Origin of the sequence: Zoogloea ramigera (assembly GCF_006539865.1) — a bacterium.
Classification (GTDB): domain Bacteria; phylum Pseudomonadota; class Gammaproteobacteria; order Burkholderiales; family Rhodocyclaceae; genus Zoogloea; species Zoogloea ramigera.
Genome location: NZ_BJNV01000015.1, coordinates 61,277 through 77,631, shown reverse-complemented (window position 1 = coordinate 77,631; position 16,355 = coordinate 61,277). Strand labels below are relative to the sequence as shown.

Annotated in this window: 15 protein-coding genes; 6 read left to right on the top strand and 9 right to left on the bottom strand. The window is 67.6% G+C overall.

Annotated features, from left to right (window positions below; genetic code table 11):
• Entirely contained in the window at positions 1-1,578 is a 1,578-nt protein-coding gene (locus ZRA01_RS06955; protein ID WP_141350645.1) for a FecR family protein, read from the bottom strand.
• Between the two features lie 225 nt (positions 1,579-1,803).
• On the opposite strand from ZRA01_RS06955, the gene mscL reads away from it, so the two are divergent.
• Positions 1,804-2,223, top strand: coding sequence for a large conductance mechanosensitive channel protein MscL (mscL, locus tag ZRA01_RS06950; protein ID WP_141350643.1), 420 nt, complete (start codon positions 1,804-1,806; stop codon positions 2,221-2,223).
• Between the two features lie 43 nt (positions 2,224-2,266).
• On the opposite strand, the gene ZRA01_RS06945 is transcribed toward mscL, so the two are convergent.
• The 4 genes from ZRA01_RS06945 to pyrE form a co-directional block, all read right to left on the bottom strand.
• Complete coding sequence (locus ZRA01_RS06945) at positions 2,267-2,995, bottom strand: response regulator transcription factor (protein WP_218028668.1); 729 nt, start codon at positions 2,993-2,995, stop codon at positions 2,267-2,269.
• Positions 2,996-3,069: 74 nt separating this feature from the next.
• A complete protein-coding gene (locus ZRA01_RS06940; protein ID WP_141350676.1) occupies positions 3,070-3,711 on the bottom strand; it encodes an MBL fold metallo-hydrolase in 642 nt (213 codons plus the stop codon).
• A gap of 482 nt (positions 3,712-4,193) precedes the next feature.
• Positions 4,194-4,826 carry a hypothetical protein gene (locus ZRA01_RS06935; RefSeq protein WP_141350641.1) on the bottom strand — a complete coding sequence of 211 codons (633 nt, stop codon included), beginning with the start codon at positions 4,824-4,826 and terminating at the stop codon, positions 4,194-4,196.
• Positions 4,827-4,830: 4 nt separating this feature from the next.
• Complete coding sequence (gene pyrE, locus ZRA01_RS06930) at positions 4,831-5,478, bottom strand: orotate phosphoribosyltransferase (RefSeq protein WP_141350639.1); 648 nt, start codon at positions 5,476-5,478, stop codon at positions 4,831-4,833.
• Positions 5,479-5,511: 33 nt separating this feature from the next.
• Between pyrE and ZRA01_RS06925 the strand changes: the two genes are divergently transcribed.
• The 5 genes from ZRA01_RS06925 (at position 5,512) to ZRA01_RS06905 (ending at position 8,093) form a co-directional block, all read left to right on the top strand.
• The gene (locus tag ZRA01_RS06925) at positions 5,512-6,300 is read left to right on the top strand and encodes an exodeoxyribonuclease III (protein ID WP_141350637.1); all 789 of its coding nucleotides are present in this window, start codon (positions 5,512-5,514) and stop codon (positions 6,298-6,300) included.
• Positions 6,301-6,537: 237 nt separating this feature from the next.
• Entirely contained in the window at positions 6,538-6,846 is a 309-nt protein-coding gene (locus ZRA01_RS06920; protein WP_174851597.1) for an ElaB/YgaM/YqjD family protein, read from the top strand.
• Positions 6,847-6,853: 7 nt separating this feature from the next.
• Positions 6,854-7,237 carry a phage holin family protein gene (locus ZRA01_RS06915; RefSeq protein ID WP_141350635.1) on the top strand — a complete coding sequence of 128 codons (384 nt, stop codon included), beginning with the start codon at positions 6,854-6,856 and terminating at the stop codon, positions 7,235-7,237.
• On the top strand, positions 7,234-7,518 hold the full coding sequence (locus ZRA01_RS06910; protein WP_141350633.1) for a YqjK-like family protein: 285 nt from the start codon (positions 7,234-7,236) through the stop codon (positions 7,516-7,518). Before ZRA01_RS06915 ends, ZRA01_RS06910 begins: the two co-directional genes overlap by 4 nt.
• A 17-nt stretch (positions 7,519-7,535) precedes the next feature.
• Positions 7,536-8,093: a hypoxanthine-guanine phosphoribosyltransferase gene (locus tag ZRA01_RS06905; RefSeq protein ID WP_141350631.1), complete on the top strand. Its 558-nt coding sequence runs from the start codon at positions 7,536-7,538 to the stop codon at positions 8,091-8,093.
• Positions 8,094-8,254: 161 nt separating this feature from the next.
• Here ZRA01_RS06905 and ZRA01_RS06900 read toward each other — a convergent pair whose 3' ends face one another.
• The 4 genes from ZRA01_RS06900 to ZRA01_RS06885 all read right to left on the bottom strand — a co-directional run bounded on the left by ZRA01_RS06900 (position 8,255) and on the right by ZRA01_RS06885 (position 16,233).
• On the bottom strand, positions 8,255-9,562 hold the full coding sequence (locus ZRA01_RS06900) for a cobyrinic acid a,c-diamide synthase CobB (RefSeq protein WP_141350629.1): 1,308 nt from the start codon (positions 9,560-9,562) through the stop codon (positions 8,255-8,257).
• Positions 9,559-10,350: a uroporphyrinogen-III C-methyltransferase gene (gene cobA, locus ZRA01_RS06895; protein ID WP_141350627.1), complete on the bottom strand. Its 792-nt coding sequence runs from the start codon at positions 10,348-10,350 to the stop codon at positions 9,559-9,561. The genes ZRA01_RS06900 and cobA overlap by 4 nt, the downstream gene beginning before the upstream one ends.
• A 19-nt stretch (positions 10,351-10,369) precedes the next feature.
• Positions 10,370-12,181 (bottom strand): SAM-dependent methyltransferase, encoded by a 1,812-nt coding sequence (locus ZRA01_RS06890; RefSeq protein WP_141350625.1) that lies wholly within the window; start codon positions 12,179-12,181, stop codon positions 10,370-10,372.
• A gap of 173 nt (positions 12,182-12,354) precedes the next feature.
• Entirely contained in the window at positions 12,355-16,233 is a 3,879-nt protein-coding gene (locus tag ZRA01_RS06885) for a DUF3683 domain-containing protein (protein WP_141350623.1), read from the bottom strand.
• Positions 16,234-16,355 lie beyond the last annotated feature (122 nt).

The window sequence follows — 16,355 nt, the reverse complement described above, 5'->3', positions numbered from 1 at the left end:
TCACGGGCCAGGCGCGGCCGGAGCCGAGAGGCGCCAGGGCAGCACATAATGGTGTGCCAGCGTGTGCACCGCCGACCACGGGCTGGCGACACCGTCAGGATCGATGGCACGCACACGCAGCGCATACACGCCGGCATCCGGCGCAGGGATCGTCAGCGCCGGCTCACCGATGCGCTGGGCGATGAGGATGTCGCCGAACGCCGCATCGCGGGCCAGCTGGAACTCGTAGATCCGGCCACCCGGCTCGGCCGGCCAGGCGAAACGCAGGCGCTTGTTGTAAACATTCAAGGCCACCGGCCCCGGCGCCCGCCGCACGGCGAGGGGCTGGACGTCGCCCCACGGGCCCCGCTGGCCCTCACCGCGCAGGGTGGCGACCCGCCACCAATAAGCCCCCGGCGGCAGCCCGGTATCGACGGCTGGCGCCGGGCTGTCCCACTCGCCGGCGAGATCCTTGAAGGCTGCGTCCCGGCTCACCTGCAGGCGATAGCCGGCCGCCGCGGGCACCTGCTCCCAGCTCAGGGTGGCGGCACGCGGCGGTGCGGCGCGGGGCGGCTCCGGGCGGGCCCGCAGCGCAAACGCACGGGCCGCGTCATAGCCTTCCAGCCCCGCGTCATCGATGGCCCGCACACGCAGCCAGTAGTCGCCATCGGCCAGCCCGGTGAAGCGCGCCGGCGACGCATCGAACACGCCGTCCATCACCACGTCGTTGAAAGCCTCGTCGCGGGCAAGCTGGGCCCGGTAACGCACCGCCCCCTTCACCGCGGCGAAGGGAAACTGCATGGCGACCCGCTCCATCACCGACGGCATGGCGTCGAGCTGCGGGGCCCGCAGCAGCGCACGCGGCGCCGGGATGGCTGCCCCGGCCCTGGCGACGGCCCCGAACCCCGCCGGCAAGGCCGTCGCCGGCCCCGCGCCGGGTGGGCTCATGCGCACCTCGCCGCCGGTCACCTCGGCCTGGGCCGTGCCGGCAGAAGTGTCCGAGCCGACCCGGAAAGCGGTGCCACGCACGCCCACCACCGCCGTCGGCGTCCGAACCTGATAGCGGGCCGCCGGGCCGCGCTGAGACGTGACGGTGGTCTCGACGCGGCCCCGCTCAAGATAAACCCGGGTGTCCTGGCCCTCGAAACCCCGGAAGCCCTGCACCTTGTCGAGGCGCGCAAGGCTGCCCGGCTGCACAGTGAGGCGCGAATCGTCGGGCATCAGCAAGGTCACGAAAGCCTCGTCACCAGTACGCAGGCGGGAACCACCCGGCAGGGTTTCGTCCACGGCCAGCCGCCGCCCGTCCACCGTCACGTCGCCCTGCACGGCCAGCACGCGGGCGCTACGCGGCTCGACCTGCAGCCAGGCTTCAGGAATCCGCAATTGCGATCCAACAGGCATGCGCGCCGGATTGCTGATGTGATTGCGGGACTGCAAACCCTTCCAACCGAAAGGGGCGGTCAGAAAGCGCTTCTCGAGCCCGATCAGGGTATCACCGGCACGGGTCGAATAAATGACTTCGACATCGGACGCGCCCGCACCAGCAGCCGCCGTCAGGACGACGATGCCGCTCAGCACACGAAAGAGGGTACGGGTCACGGAGATAACCTTTGGTCTGATCGGGGCAACTATATTAGTTTGGGACTTGGGTTGAGGTGCAAAACTTCGCAAACTCGCCCATCGGAACGGGCCACCGTGCTAAATACGCCGCCTAATTCCGTAATTCCCACCTTATGATGGGTATGCAGCTCCTGCGAGCGTATGCCAGATATTTCGCCAGAGCGTTCTTGCAACCTTCCCATTACCTTTGAAAAGGAGTCACCCATGAGCTTTATCCAGGAATTCAAGGAGTTCGCCATGAAAGGCAATGTCGTCGACCTGGCAGTCGGCGTCATCATCGGCGGTGCATTCCAGAAAATCGTCGACTCCCTCGTCAAGGATCTGCTGATGCCGGTTCTCGGCAAGCTGCTCGGCGGGGTGGATTTCAAGCACCTCTACATCAATCTCGGCGACAAGACCTTCGAGACAATGGAAGCCGCCGAAAAAGCCGGTGCGCCGCTGTTCAAATATGGCGTGTTCATCAATTCGATCATTGATTTCGTGATCGTCGCGATGGCCATCTTCGTGGCAATCAAGGCGATGAACAAACTCAAGCGCAATGAGCCGGCACCGGCACCGGAAGCCCCGGTCGATCCGGAAGACATCAAGCTGCTGCGGGAAATCCGCGACGCCCTGAAGAAATAAGGCGCAATGACCAGGGGCTCCCGATTCCGGGAACCCCTGTAGGTCAGCCCTGAGAGACGACCTCGGTGCCGAGGGTCGTTACCTCGGCGGGGTCGATCTTTTCGAGGCGATAGCCAAAGTTGTAGGTCGGGGTCAGCCGGAAACCGTTTTCCGGGCGCAGGTTGAGCTTGCTGCGGACACGGCTGATGTGGGTATCCACCGTCCGCGTTGCGAGGTCGGGGTTACGCCCCCAGACCGCCTCCAGCAGATGCCCACGGGACAGCAGCCGGCCCAGGTTACGGAACAGGAAGGCCGCCAGTTCGAATTCCTTGTCGGTCATCTCGACCACCGCGCCATCAATGCTCAGCACCTTGCGGGCAAGGTCGAATTGATAGGGCGCCACCACCAGGGTCTGGTTGGCATTACGAGGCTGCGAGCGGCGCATCACCGCCTCGATGCGCGACAGCAGCTCGATGCGGCGGGGCGGTTTGATCAGATAATCGTCGGCCCCGGCGCTGAAAGCATTGGCGATATCCTCCTCTGCATCGCGGGAGGTGATGAAGATTGCCGGTGTGTCGTTGCCGCGCTCCACGCGCAGCCAGCGCAGCACCTGCTCGCCGGTGAGGTCCGGCAGGACCCAGTCAACCAGGAACAGATCGAAGCTCTCACGGCTCGCCACCCGCATGAGCTCGCGGGCCAGTCCGAAGCCGTGCACATCGTGCCCGGCTTCCCTCAGCCAGCCCGTCAGAACTTCCATTTGGGCCGGATCGTCTTCGAGAATAGCGAATCGCACGCTGACCTACCTTTTTTTTCGAGAAATTAAGTACGCCAATTCACGACCTCCCATGCGCTCGTAATTGCCGGGCGTCATGCGAAGTCCCCCACGTAGGGATTGCTTTCACGTTCCTCGCCGAAATTCGACATAGGCCCGTGGCCGGGAATAAAGGAAACATCCTTGCCCAGCGGCCAGAGCTTATGACGAATCGAATTCACGAGCGCGGCATGGTTGCCCCGCGGGAAATCGGTGCGACCAATCGAACCGGCAAAAAGCACGTCCCCCACCACCGCCAGGCGCGCGGCAGCGCTGAAAAAAACGACATGTCCGGGCGTATGGCCAGGACAATGCAATACATCCAGACTCTCCTCCCCGATGCTCACCACGTCCCCATCGACCAGCCAGCGGTCGGGGGTGAAAGTTTCCACCTGCGGGAAACCGAACATCTTGCTCTGCTGGGGCAACGCCTCGATCCAGAAGCTGTCCTCCCGCTCGGGGCCCTCGATCGGCAGCGACAGACGGCGCGCCAGCTCTGCCGTGCCTCCGGCGTGATCGATGTGCCCGTGGGTCAACAGGATCTTGTCGACGCTCACCCCCAGCTGCGTGACGCCAGCGAGGATCCGGTCGACGTCGCCGCCCGGGTCCACCACGGCGGCCTTCAGCGTCGCATCGCACCACAGCACGGAGCAGTTCTGTTCGAAGGGGGTGACAGGAATGATCTTGTATCGAAGCATGATTTTCAAAAATGTGCGCAGGCGCCCGGAGAGTCGCCAACACGATCCGGCAACACCTCGTTCAATTCAGGGCACTGATGCATTGCGTAAGCCAAAGTTTAGCACGCACCAAATCGGTGGCCATTAAACCTATCGCCCCACGACCCGCGGCGCCCCCCCAGCGACACTCATGTTTTCATTCCAGATCGATTCGCCCCAATGCAAATGTCAGAATTGCTTGCGCGACCGTCCAGATTGCAAAAAGACGTCCCCTTCGAAAACCCTGATCTGCAAGGGCGGCGAGCGATTGATGCCAAGAATACTAACGTCACCTTTTTTAATTGAATGATTTGTTACCACCACCTTCGGAGCACCGCCGGAGGCCTCCTGCAAGAACCGGACATGGATTAGCCGCCGCGGCGAAACCGGGAGAAAGCAAGGGAGGAGATGGCGCCGCAACAGCCGCGCCGGGAAGACCTGACGACGCGCCTGATGCCCAAGACTCAGCGCTGCGCGCCGGCGCCGGGATGGGTCTCGGTGAGCATGATGTAACGGGCGCGATCCTGCGCGTAGCGGGTCCGGATCGCCTCTATGTCGCGACGCTTCGATTCGACGAGCAGACTCTGGGCGTTCAGCTCACCGTCGGACTCGCGCAGGGAGGCCGCCAGCGCCGGGGGCATCTCGCGCTTCTGGTAGAACTCGGCCTCGCGGTTGAGGCCTTCGCGCTTCTTGAGCATCAGGGCCCGTCGGGCTTCGGCCTGCTTGAGCTCGAGCGCCACCGCCTCGATCGCCCGGTCGCGGCGGGTTTCGATGTCGGCGAGGCTCGAATAGGTCTCGAGGAGGGATTGATTACGGCGGTTTTCGGCTCGCCGGTTGGCGATCTCGGCCCGCCGCGCCCGCTCTTCAGCCTCTCGGCGGGCCAGCTGTTCGGGCGTCAGCGGAGCCTCGACGAGACGCCGCACCGTGCCCTGTGGGCTCACCTCGCGGTAGCCCTTGCCATAGCACTGGAGCGGCAACACGTCGCCGCAGACCTGGTGGCCGTTGTCGGTGCAGCAGAATACGGTGCCCTTGGGCGACGTCTGAGCGCCCACCGGCAGAGCCATCCACAGCACACAGAACAAGGCACCGCGTCGCATCGGCTCAAGCGTCCCCGGACACGCCGTAAGTTTCGCGGTAACGCTGGACGGCGTCCAGGTTGGCAGCGAGGGCGGGGCTGTCATGGAGGAAGGCGATGAGGTCCTTCAGGGTCGCCACCGCCAGCACGGGGATGCCGTAGGTCTGGCCGACTTCCTGGACGGCGGACAGGCTGCCCGTGCCGCGCTCCATGCGATCGAGGGCGATCACCACCGCCGACGGCGTGGCGCCATGGGCGCGGATGATCTCGACGGATTCCCGCACCGACGTCCCGGCGGAGATCACGTCGTCGAGGATCGCCACCCGGCCAGCCAGCGGGGCGCCCACCAGGGTGCCACCCTCGCCGTGGTCCTTGGCTTCCTTGCGGTTGAAGCAGAAAGGCAGGTTGTGGCCATGCTCGGCCAGGCGCATCGCGGTGCCAGCCACCAGGGGAATGCCCTTGTACGCCGGCCCGAACAGCATGTCGCAGGGCAGATCGGCGGCCAGCAGGGTGCGCGCATAAAAGTCGCACAGGCGGCCAAACGAAGCGCCGTCGTTGAACAGGCCCGCATTGAAAAAATACGGAGACAGTCGCCCAGCCTTGGTGACGAACTCCCCGAAACGCAGCACACCCTTGTCGCAGGCGAGCTCGATGAAATCGCGGCTAAAATTCACGTTATTCCTAAAATCCGGACCGAGTTACACAAAATGTTACGCGTCGTCACTGCCAACCTCAACGGAATCCGCTCCGCGAGCGTGAAAGGCTTCCTGTCCTGGCTCAACAATCAGGATGCCGATGTGGTCTGCGTTCAAGAGCTCAAGGCTCAGCTCCCAGACCTTACTTCAGAGATGCAAAAACCAGGCGAGTTCAGCGGGTACTTTCACTGCGCCGCGAAAAAAGGCTACAGCGGCGTCGGAATCTATACCAGAAACACTCCTGACGCCGTCATCGAGGGCATCGGCGACGCCGAGTTCGACGCCGAAGGCCGCTACCTGCAGGCCGACTTCGGCGACCTGTCGGTGATCTCCCTCTACCTGCCGTCAGGCTCCAGCTCCGAGGAGCGCCAGGCCGCCAAATTTCGCTTCATGGACCTCTTCCTGCCCCGCATGGCCGCACTGCGCGCCAGCGGCCGCCACGTGATCGTGTGCGGCGACTGGAACATCGCCCACCGGGAGGCCGACCTCAAGAACTGGAAATCCAACCAGAAAAACTCCGGCTTCCTGCCCGAAGAACGCAACTGGCTCACCCGCCTCTTCGACGAACAGGGCTGGGTGGATACCTACCGCCGGCTCCATCCCGACGCCACCGACGCCTGCTACACCTGGTGGTCGAACCGCGGCCAGGCCTGGGCCAAGAACGTCGGCTGGCGCCTCGACTACCAGATCGCCACCCCCGAACTCGGCGCCCGCGCCGTCCGCAGCGCCGTTTACAAAGACCAGCGCTTCAGCGACCACGCACCCCTCACGGTCGATTACGACCACCCCCACCGGCGCTGAACACGGCACGCAACCCAAAATGGGTTTCAATGATAGTCGGGCGAGCGCAGATTTGAAAGAACTGAGTGCGCCGCCGGCTGTCCACGCAACTTGGGCCTGGCTGCCTTCCCGCCCGGCATCAATTGCCTTCGGGCACGATTGGGATTAGCCTAGGCCTCAAGACATGTGGGAGCGCCCGGCACGCCCCGCGATGGTTTCAGCGCATTCCGACTACCCGCTCATCACCTGGAGAACACCATGAACGACTCCCAAGTTACGAAAGACAAGCTCGTTTCCGACTTCAAGGCCGTCGTCGCCGACACCGAAGAGCTGCTGAAGCTCACCGCCGGCCAAGCCGGTGACAAGGTCGCCGACGTGCGGGTGCGCCTCACCGACAAGCTGACCTCGGCCAAGTACAAGCTGCAGGATCTCGAAGCCGCTGTCGTCCAGAAGACCAAGGCCGCCGCCCGCGCCACCGACGACTACGTCCACGACAACCCCTGGAAGTCCGTTGGCGTCGCCGCCGGTGTCGGCTTCCTGCTGGGCCTGCTGGTCAACCGCCGCTAAGCGCCGCATGAGCGACCCCGCGCCCACGCGCCTCGGCGAGTCCCTGCGGGGGCTCGCCGATTCCGGTCTGGCCACGCTCCAGACGCGGCTCGAGCTGTTCTCCGTCGAGCTCAAGGAAGAAAAGCTGCGGGCCGGCAGCTTCCTCTTCGATACCGTGCTCGCCGCGCTCTTCGTCGGTTTCGGCATCGTTTTCCTGCTGATCTTCCTCACCGTGCTGTTCTGGGACAGCCACCGCCTGCTCGCCCTGGGCCTCGCCACCACCGTGCTGCTGGCCGCCGGCGTATGGGCCGGCACCCGGGCTGCGACCCGCCTGCGCGCAGGCTCGCGCCTCTTTGCCGCCAGCCTGGCCGAGATCGCCCAGGACCGCGAAACCCTGCGCCCCAAGGAATGAGCCCTGAACTCGTCGAGCTGGCCCTGCGCAAGCAGCGCCTGCAGCTGCGCAGCGCCGAGGAGCGTGAAGCCCTTGTCGAACACGCGCGCGCCTTCGCGCCGGTCTTCAGCGGAATCGACCGTATCGCCGACAGCGTGCGCTGGGCGCGGAGCAACGCCCCCATCCTGTCCGGCGTCGCCATCTTCGTGCTCGTCGCCCGCCCCCGCGCAGCCCTGCGCTGGGCGCGCCGCGGCTGGGTCGGGTGGCAGCTGTTCCGGCGTGTCCAGAAGCTGGTTTCCTGACCTCCATCGCCACACCCATGACTGTCGACCTCGACGAAATCCGCCGGGCCCGTGAAGAGGCCGACTGCCTGTGCAGTGCCGAGGATGTTGACCAGGCCCTGGGCCGCCTCGCCTCCGACATCACCGCCAGGCTGCACGACAAAAACCCGCTGATCTACGTCGTCATGAACGGCGGCCTGGTGCTGGCCGGGCGGCTGCTGCCACGCCTGCCCTTTGCCCTGGAGCTGGCCTACCTGCACGCCACCCGTTACGGCCATGCCCTCGAAGGCACCCTGCTCGACTGGCGCGTGCGCCCCACCCAGGATCTGCGCGGGCGCACCGTGCTGGTGCTCGACGACATCCTCGACGAGGGCCACACCCTCGCCGCCATCATCGACTACCTGAAGGGCGAAGGCGCCCGCGAAGTTTTCTCCGCGGTGCTAGTGCACAAGGTGCACGAGCGCAAGGCCTACCCAGGCATGCGCGCCGACTTCACCGGGCTCGACGTGGCCGACCGCTTCCTGTTCGGCGGCGGCATGGACTACAAGGGCTACTGGCGCAACGCCCCGGGCATCTACGCCCTCAAGGGGCACTGAGGGCCCAAGGGCCGGGCTTGGCTCAGCCCACCCCAACGAGGGTCAATGAAACTTTGGGGGGGGACTGTGTTGCCACGCGAGTCTTCCAGGGCCCTGCCTGCCTCGTCGTGCACGGAGACACATGGGTGCGTTACGAGATGCCGACACCCACCCCATGTTTCTCAAGCGCCGCAGGCCACCGCGCCGCGGAAAAGCGCCGCCACCGCCGCCGGGTTCGACGGAAAGTAAAAATGCACGTATGAAGCAGTCGTCCCGCCCAGCCGGTACACCGCTTCGCCCTCCCGCCCGGTGAGCGAGGTGGCCCGGGCCAGGGGCTGCAGCGGTGTCTCGCTCTTCGAGTAATGAAAGGTGTGCCCGGCGAGCCGGCCTTCCGGCAGCTCCACCGCCTGGGTGCCAAGCGCCGCCAGCCGCGCCTGCATGCGGGTGTGGCCGGGCAGCAGCGCTGCGCCGGGGTGGCACGCGCCTTCCTTGTCGGTCAGCGTCTCGAAGAGGCTCATCATCCCGCCACACTCGGCAAGCAGCGGCTTGCCGGCCGCCGCGTGGGCGCGCAGGCCCGCCAGCCAGCGCGGGTTGGTGGCCAGCCGGGCGGCGTGGAGCTCCGGGTAGCCGCCCGGCAGCCACAGCGCGTCGCAGGCCGGCAGCGGCTCGTCGGCCAGGGGCGAGAAGAAGCTCAGCTCGGCGCCGAGGGCCTGCAGCACATCCAGGTTGGCCGGATAGATGAAGCCGAAGGCCGCATCCCGGGCGATGGCGACCCTCCGGCCTGCCAGCCGCGCCTCGAAGGGCGGCTGCGGCACGGCCGGGAAATCCACCGGAGCCGGGAGGTCGGCCGCCCCGGTACGGGCGAGGTGATCGGCCAGCCGGTCGAGCCGCTCGTCCAGGTCGGCGATCTCGGCCGCCTGCAGGATGCCGAGATGACGCTCGGGCAGCGCCGCCGCCTCGTCCCGGGGCAGCGCGCCGTACCAGGCCATGCCGGGAGAAAGGCTGTCCTGCAGCAGCCGGGCGTGGCCCTCACTGCCCACGTGGTTGGCGAGCACCCCGGAAAACGGCAGGTCGGGCTGCCAGGTGGCCAGGCCATGCACGAGGGCGCCGAAGGTCTGGGCCATCGCCTTGGCGTCGATCACCGCCATCACCGGAATGCCGAACCGGCGGGCGATGTCGGCGCCCGAGGGCTTGCCGTCGAAGAGCCCCATCACCCCTTCGACGAGGATCAGATCGGCCTCGCCCGCGGCCTGATGCAGCCGCCAGGCGGCATCGGCCTCGCCGCACATGCCCAGATCGAGGTTGTACACCGGCGCCCCGCTGGCCACCGCGTGGATCTGCGGATCGAGGAAATCCGGCCCGCACTTGAACACCCGCACCCGACGCCCCTGGCGACGATGCAGCCGGGCCAGCGCCGCGGTGACAGTCGTCTTGCCCTGCCCCGAGGCCGGCGCCGCGACGAACAGCGCCGGGCACGCCACCGCGCTCACGACGGCTGCTCCGGCTGGAACCAGGCCAGGCGCTCCTGCAGCCCCACCACCTCGCCGACGATGGTCAGCGCCGGGGGGACGATGCCGGCCTCCTGCACCGCCTGGGCCAGATGCCCGAGGTCGGAGCTGACGACCTTCTGCCCGCGGGTCGTGCCCCGCCGCACCACCGCCGCCGGCGTGGTGGCCGGCAGACCGTGGGCCACCAGCTGCTCGCAGATCGCCGGCAGCTGGGTGACGCCCATGTAGAAAACGACGGTCTGGCGCGGGCGCGCAAGCATCTCCCAGTCGAGGTCGACGGTGCCGTCCTTCAGGTGGCCGGTGACGAAGATGCAGGCCTGGGCGAAGTCGCGGTGGGTCAGGGGAATCCCCGCGTAGGCGCTGATGCCCGAGGCGGCAGTGATGCCGGGCACCACCTCGAAGGGCACCCCGGCCTGCACCAGCTCCTCCACCTCCTCGCCGCCGCGCCCGAAGATGTACGGGTCGCCGCCCTTCAGGCGCACCACCTTGCGCCCCTGCCGGGCCAGGCTGACCAGCAGCTGGTTGATCTCGCCCTGAGGCAGTGCATGGTGGGCGGCTTTCTTGCCCACGTAGATGCGCTCGACGCCTTCCGGAACGCAATCGAGGACTTCCTTGCTCACCAGGTTGTCGAAGACCAGCACATCGGCCGCAGCCAGCAAACGCAGGGCGCGCACGGTGAGCAGCTCTGCGTCGCCCGGGCCTGCGCCCACCAGGTAAACCCAGCCCGGGCGGGCCGGGGAACGTTCGGGGGGAGATTTCGAATCGGGCATGTCAGTGTTCCCAACCAGTTCAGGTTTCGAGCGGCTTGCGCCACAGGGCGAGGCGCACCGGCGCGGCCGGCGCAAAACGCAGGCGGCCGGCCACCGTCTCGCCGCTGGCGAGGGCGAGCTCCTGCCAGGCCTCGGCCGGCACTTCGGCGGCAAAGGCGAGCAGGTCGGCGCGGGCGTTGTCGTCCTCGGCGGTTGCCACCAGGCGCCCACCCGGCGCCAGGCGGGCCCAGGCCGCAGCCAGCCACTCGGACAGGCCCACCCCGCCGCGCACGAAGACGGCCTCCGGGGCCGGCCACTCACGGCAGCGCAGCGGCGACGCGGCGGGGATCGCCGCAAGGTTCTCGCCAATGCCAGCGCGGGGCATCGTGATGCCCAGCAGGCTGGGGTCGACGCCCACCGCGCGCAGGCGTGCCGTCGGCACCGCCCGTGCCCATTCCAGGGCCAGGCTGGCCTCGCCGTCGGAGATCGCCCAGCCGGTTTCCCAGGCCGCGGGTTGCAGCCAGGCCAGCGCCAGCAGGCGCGCCGCCAGCGGCAGCGCAGCGTGGGCCGCGTCGCCCAGGCTCTCCGGGGCGATGCCCGGCAGCTCGGCAAACAGGCCCGCCGACGGGCCGGTGGCGACAATCAACACCGCCCGCGGCTCGAAGCTCTCACGCAGCTCGGCCAGCTCGGTGGCCAGCCAGGCCCGGGCCTGCAGCTCGCCGCCGGCAAACTCGCAGACCCATACGCGGGCGCCGGCAAAGCCGGAGTCCACCAGCAGCCGCGCCACCGCGACGGGCGCAGCGGCATCGGCCAGCGGTACCGCGAACAGGCGATGGGCGCGCAGCTGCCCACGCAGGGCGGCCAGCGGCGAGCGCCGCAGGTCCACCACCGAGACGACGTCCGGCGACAGGCCGAGCGCCGCGCAGGCGGCCTGCACTCGGCCGACGCCGGGCAGCACGCGCACCTGGCCGGGCCCGAGCTCGGCCAGCAACTCGGCTGCCGGGCCGTCACCAGCGGCGTCGCCGACCACCACCAGCACACTGCCGGCGTGGCCGATGCGGCGCAGGTCGAGATGAACGGATTCGGGCGCGCACAGGGCCTGGGGCAGCGCCAGCCCAAGAGCGGCAAGCCGGTCGAGAGCGTCGGCGCTGCCGAGCACGATCTGCGCGCCCTTCAGCACGGCGAGCGCCTCGGCGGAGAGCGCCGGGGGCGTGTCGAGGCCGAGGCTGACCACCGTGAGGGGCGCCAGCGGCGCGGGTTCGACGGATACCTCGGCGGCCTCGACCAGCTCGGCCGGGGCCGCGACGGGTTCGGCGGCCGGCGCTGCGGTGGCGTCGGGCTCGACTTCTGCAAGCGCGGGCGCAGCCGGCGGCGTCTCGTCGAGCGAGGTGGTTTCGGCGGCGGCAGGCCCGGCGCTCCCGGCACGCTCGGTGCGGCCGCGCCGACGCTTGCGCTTGCGCCGGGACGCCGGCAGCACAGCCTCTGCGCTTGCGACCACGGCCGGAGCGGCCTCTTCGGACACCACCGGGCTGGGCTCGGGGGCAAGCAATGCAGGCGCTTCGGGCGCGGGAGCCGGCGTGACGGCGGCTTCGGGGGCGGGCGGCGCATCGAAGAGGTCAGCCGTCACCGGGCTGGCCACCGTTTCGGGCGCGGGCACCGCCTCGGCCGGCTTGGCCTTGGGCTTGCGCGGGGCACGCTTGGGCTTGGGTGTGGCGGGCACGGCTTCGACGGCGGCGGGCTCTGCCGGATCGGCCTTCTTGCGGGATGCCCGCGCCGGCGCCTTACGGCGGGCCGGCTTGGGGGTTTCGTCCGGGGCGTCCGTCAGCAGAACGGGATTCTGGTCTTCACTCATCGTCGGACGCCCGTGCCAGCGGACGCGTCGAAAAACAGGGCTCGCAGAATAGCACGAAGCCTTTTCCAGCCGCCTCAGCGCGCGAGCAGGCCGGCACGAAAGGCCGACACAGGCCGGATGTGACGAGGCCCGCTTGCGCGGGCCCCGGACATTGGCAGCAGCGTGGATGCGCCTTACAGCAGCACGCGCTCGATGCCGCCGCTGTTGGCCTTGGCCACGTAGTCGACCATCCAGTTCTCGCCGAGGATGTGCTTGGCCATCTCGACCACAATGTAGTCGGCATCGACCCCGCCGGCGTCGCCGCTGTAGCGGGACAGGCCCTGCAGGCAGCTCGGGCAGGAGGTGAGGATCTTGACCGGCGTGGCGGCGTCGGCGCCGCGCAGCTTCTCGGCGCCCTTCTCGATCTCCTCCTGCTTGCGGAAGCGCACTTGGGTGGAGATGTCGGGGCGCGACACCGCCAGGGTGCCGGATTCGCCGCAGCAGCGGTCGGAGAGGTCGACCCGCGTGCCCATCAGCTCGTTGGCCACCTTGATGCCCGAATGAACCTTCATCGGGGTGTGGCAGGGCTCGTGGTACATGTAGCGGGTGCCGGTGATGCCCTCGAGCTTGAGGCCCTTCTCCATCAGGTATTCGTGGATGTCGAGCAGCCGGCAGCCGGGGAAGATCTTCTCGAACTGGTACTTCTGCAGCTGATCCATGCAGGTGCCGCAGGAGACGATCACTGTCTTGATGTCGAGATAGTTGAGCGTGTTGGCGACCCGGTGGAAGAGCACCCGGTTGTCGGTGGTGATCTTCTGGCCGGCGTCTTCCTCGCCAGCGGCGGTCTGCGGGTAGCCGCAGCACAGGTAGCCCGGCGGCAGCACGGTGGTGGCGCCGACCTGGTAGAGCATGGCCTGGGTGGCCAGGCCGACCTGGCTGAACAGGCGCTCCGAGCCGCAGCCCGGGAAGTAGAAAACCGCCTCGGATTCGTCGCGCTTGACCTGCGGGTTGCGGATCACCGGGACGACGGTGTCGTCCTCGATGTCGAGCAGCGCGCGGGAGGTGCGCGCCGGCAGCCCGGCCGGCATCGGCTTGTTGATGAAGTGGATCACCTGGGCCTTGATCGGCGCCTTGCCAAGGGTTGCCGGCGGGTGCTGGACCTGGTCCTGGATCAACCCTAGGCTCTTGCCGATGCGGTGGCCGAGGCGCTGGGCCTTGTAACCCCAGCCGATCATGCCGGCCCGGATCAGCTTGATGGTGGCCGGGTCCTTGGCGGTGAGGAAGGCCATCGCCGCGGCCTTGCCCGGGTTGAAGGATTTCTTGCCCTGCTCGCGCAGCAAGTTGCGCATCTTGATCGACACGTCGCCGAAGTCGATGTCGACCGGGCAGGGCTTCTCGCACTTGTGGCACACCGTGCAGTGGTCGGCCACGTCCTCGAACTCGGCCCAGTGGGCCAGCGACACGCCGCGGCGGGTCTGCTCCTCATAAAGGAAGGCCTCGATCAGCAGCGAGGTGCTGAGGATCTTGTTGCGCGGGCTGTACAGCAGGTTGGCGCGCGGCACGTGGGTCGAGCACACCGGCTTGCACTTGCCGCAGCGCAGGCAGTCCTTGATGTCGTGGGAGATCTCGCCGATGGCGGTCTGCTCCATGATCAGCGACTCGTGGCCCATCAGGTTGAAGCTGGGGGTGTAGGCGTTGTCGAGGTTGCCGCCCTTCATCAGCTTGCCGCGGTTGAAGCGGCCTTCCGGGTCTACCTTTTGCTTGTAGGCCCAGTAGTTGGCCATCTCGGCGTCGGTGAGATAGTCGAGCTTGGTGATGCCGATGCCGTGCTCGCCGGAGATCACGCCGTCTAGCGAGCGCGCCAGCGCCATGATGCGATCGACCGCGTGGTTGGCGGTCTGCAGCATCTCGTAGTTGTCGGAGTTGACCGGGATGTTGGTGTGCACGTTGCCGTCGCCGGCGTGCATGTGCAGGGCCACGAAGACGCGGCCGCGCAGCACCTGCTTGTGCAGCTTTTTAAGCTCGTCGCGCACCGGGCCGAACAGCTGGCCGTCGAAGATCTTGTCGAGGCGGGCCTTGAGTTCGGTCTTCCAGGAGGTGCGGACGGAGTAGTCTTGCAGGCGGTGGAACAGCCGCGGGTTGGCCGCGCGGTTGGACAGCTCGCCGGCCTGCACGCCGTATTCGGCAAACTGCGGCTCGGCCTCGGCCAGCGGCAGGTCGAGGTTGTCGAGCAGCCACTGCCAGCGGCGGCGCACCGAGGCGACGTAGTCGAGGGCGTCCTTGCGCTTCTCGCCGATCAGCTCGTCGCGGGAGATGGTGGCGTCGCCGGTATCCAGCGGCAACTCGCCCTGCAGGAACTCGGCCAGGGCGTCGCACAGGGCCAGCTTGTTGTGGGTGGACAGCTCGATGTTGATGCGCTCGATGCCGTCGCAGTAGTCGCCCATCCGCGGCAGCGGAATCACCACGTCTTCGTTCACCTTGAAGGCGTTGGTGTGGCGCGAGATGGCGGCGGTGCGCGAGCGGTCGAGCCAGAACTTCTTGCGCTGCTCGGGGCTGACCGCGATGAAGCCCTCGGCGCCGCGGGTGTTGGTCATGCGCACCACATCCGACACGGCGCCCATCACGGCGGTCTCGTCGTAGCCGACCACGTCGCCGATCAGCACCATCTTGGGCCGACCGTGGCGCTTGGCCTTGGTGGTGTAGCCCACCGCTTTCACGTAGCGCTCGTCGAGGTGCTCGAGGCCGGCCAGCAGCACGCCGGCGGCATTGCCGGCGCCGCCCGGCTTGAAGTAATCGGTGATCTCGACGATCGCCGGCACCGCCTCGCGGACCTGGCCGAAAAATTCAAGGCACACCGTGCGGGTGACCGGCGGCATTTTGTGGAGCACCCAGCGGGCGGCCACGATCAGGCCGTCGGTGCCTTCCTTCTGCACGCCCGGCACGCCGCCGAGAAACTTGTCGGTGACGTCCTTGCCCAGGCCGTCCTTACGGCAGGCCGCGCCCGGCATGGTGAGGATCTCCTCGCCCAGCGGCTTATAGCTCTTGGCGTCGAAGCGCTTGAGGCGGAAACGCACGGTTTCCTGCTCGTGGATCTTGCCGAAGTTGTGGTCGAGGCGCTCGACCTCCAGCCAGTTGCCATCCGGCGTGACCATTTTCCACCAGGCCAGGTTGTCGAGCGCGGTGCCCCACAGCACGGCCTTCTTGCCGCCGGCGTTCATCGCGATGTTGCCGCCGATGCACGAGGCGCTGGCCGAGGTCGGGTCGACCGCAAACACGCGGCCGGCCGCCGAGGCGGCTTCGGAGACACGGTCGGTGACCACGCCGGCGCCGGTGCGGATGGTGGCGTAGGGCTTGTCGTGGCCGGGCAGCACGACCTCCTCGACCGGGCCGAGGGTGATCAGCTTCTCGGTGTTGATCACCACCGAGCGGGCGTCCAGCGGGACCGCGCCGCCGGTGTAGCCGGTGCCGCCCCCGCGCGGGATGATGGTCAGGCCGAGCTCGATGCAGCTCTTCACGAGCGGCGCCATCTCGTCCTCGGTGTCCGGGTAGAGCACCACGAAGGGGTATTCGACGCGCCAGTCGGTGGCGTCGGTGACGTGCGCGACGCGGGCGTGGCCGTCGAAGCAGATGTTGTCCTTGCGGGTGTGGCGGGCCAGCTCGTGCTGCACACGCTTGCGCAGGTCGTAGGTGTCTTCGAAGAAGGCCTTGAAACGATCTACCGCTCCCTTGGCCGCCGCCACCAGGCTGGCCACCTTGGCGCTGCGCTCCGGGTCTTCGGCGCTGGCCTCGTTACGGCGCTTCTCGACCTCGTCGAGGCGGTGGCGCAGGGCCTCGACCAGCGCCCCGCGGCGGTCGCGGTTGGCCAGCAGGTCGTCCTGCAGGTAGGGGTTGCGCTGGACGACCCACACGTCCCCCAGCACCTCGTAGAGCATCCGCGCAGACCGACCGGTCACCCGCTCGCTGCGCAGGGCGTCGAGGGTTTGCCAGGCTTCGGCGCCGAGCAGGCGGATGACGATCTCGCGGTCGGAGAACGAGGTGTAGTTGTATGGGATTTCGCGCAGGCGTTGGGTCATTGCGGTACGTGTGTCTTTAGCGGCGAAGAACCTGCCATTTTAGCCGAGGGTGCAAAGCTGTCCAGAAATACAAGCCCTTACTGACGACACGGGCTTGGGAAAGAACCAAGTTACTCCGCTCA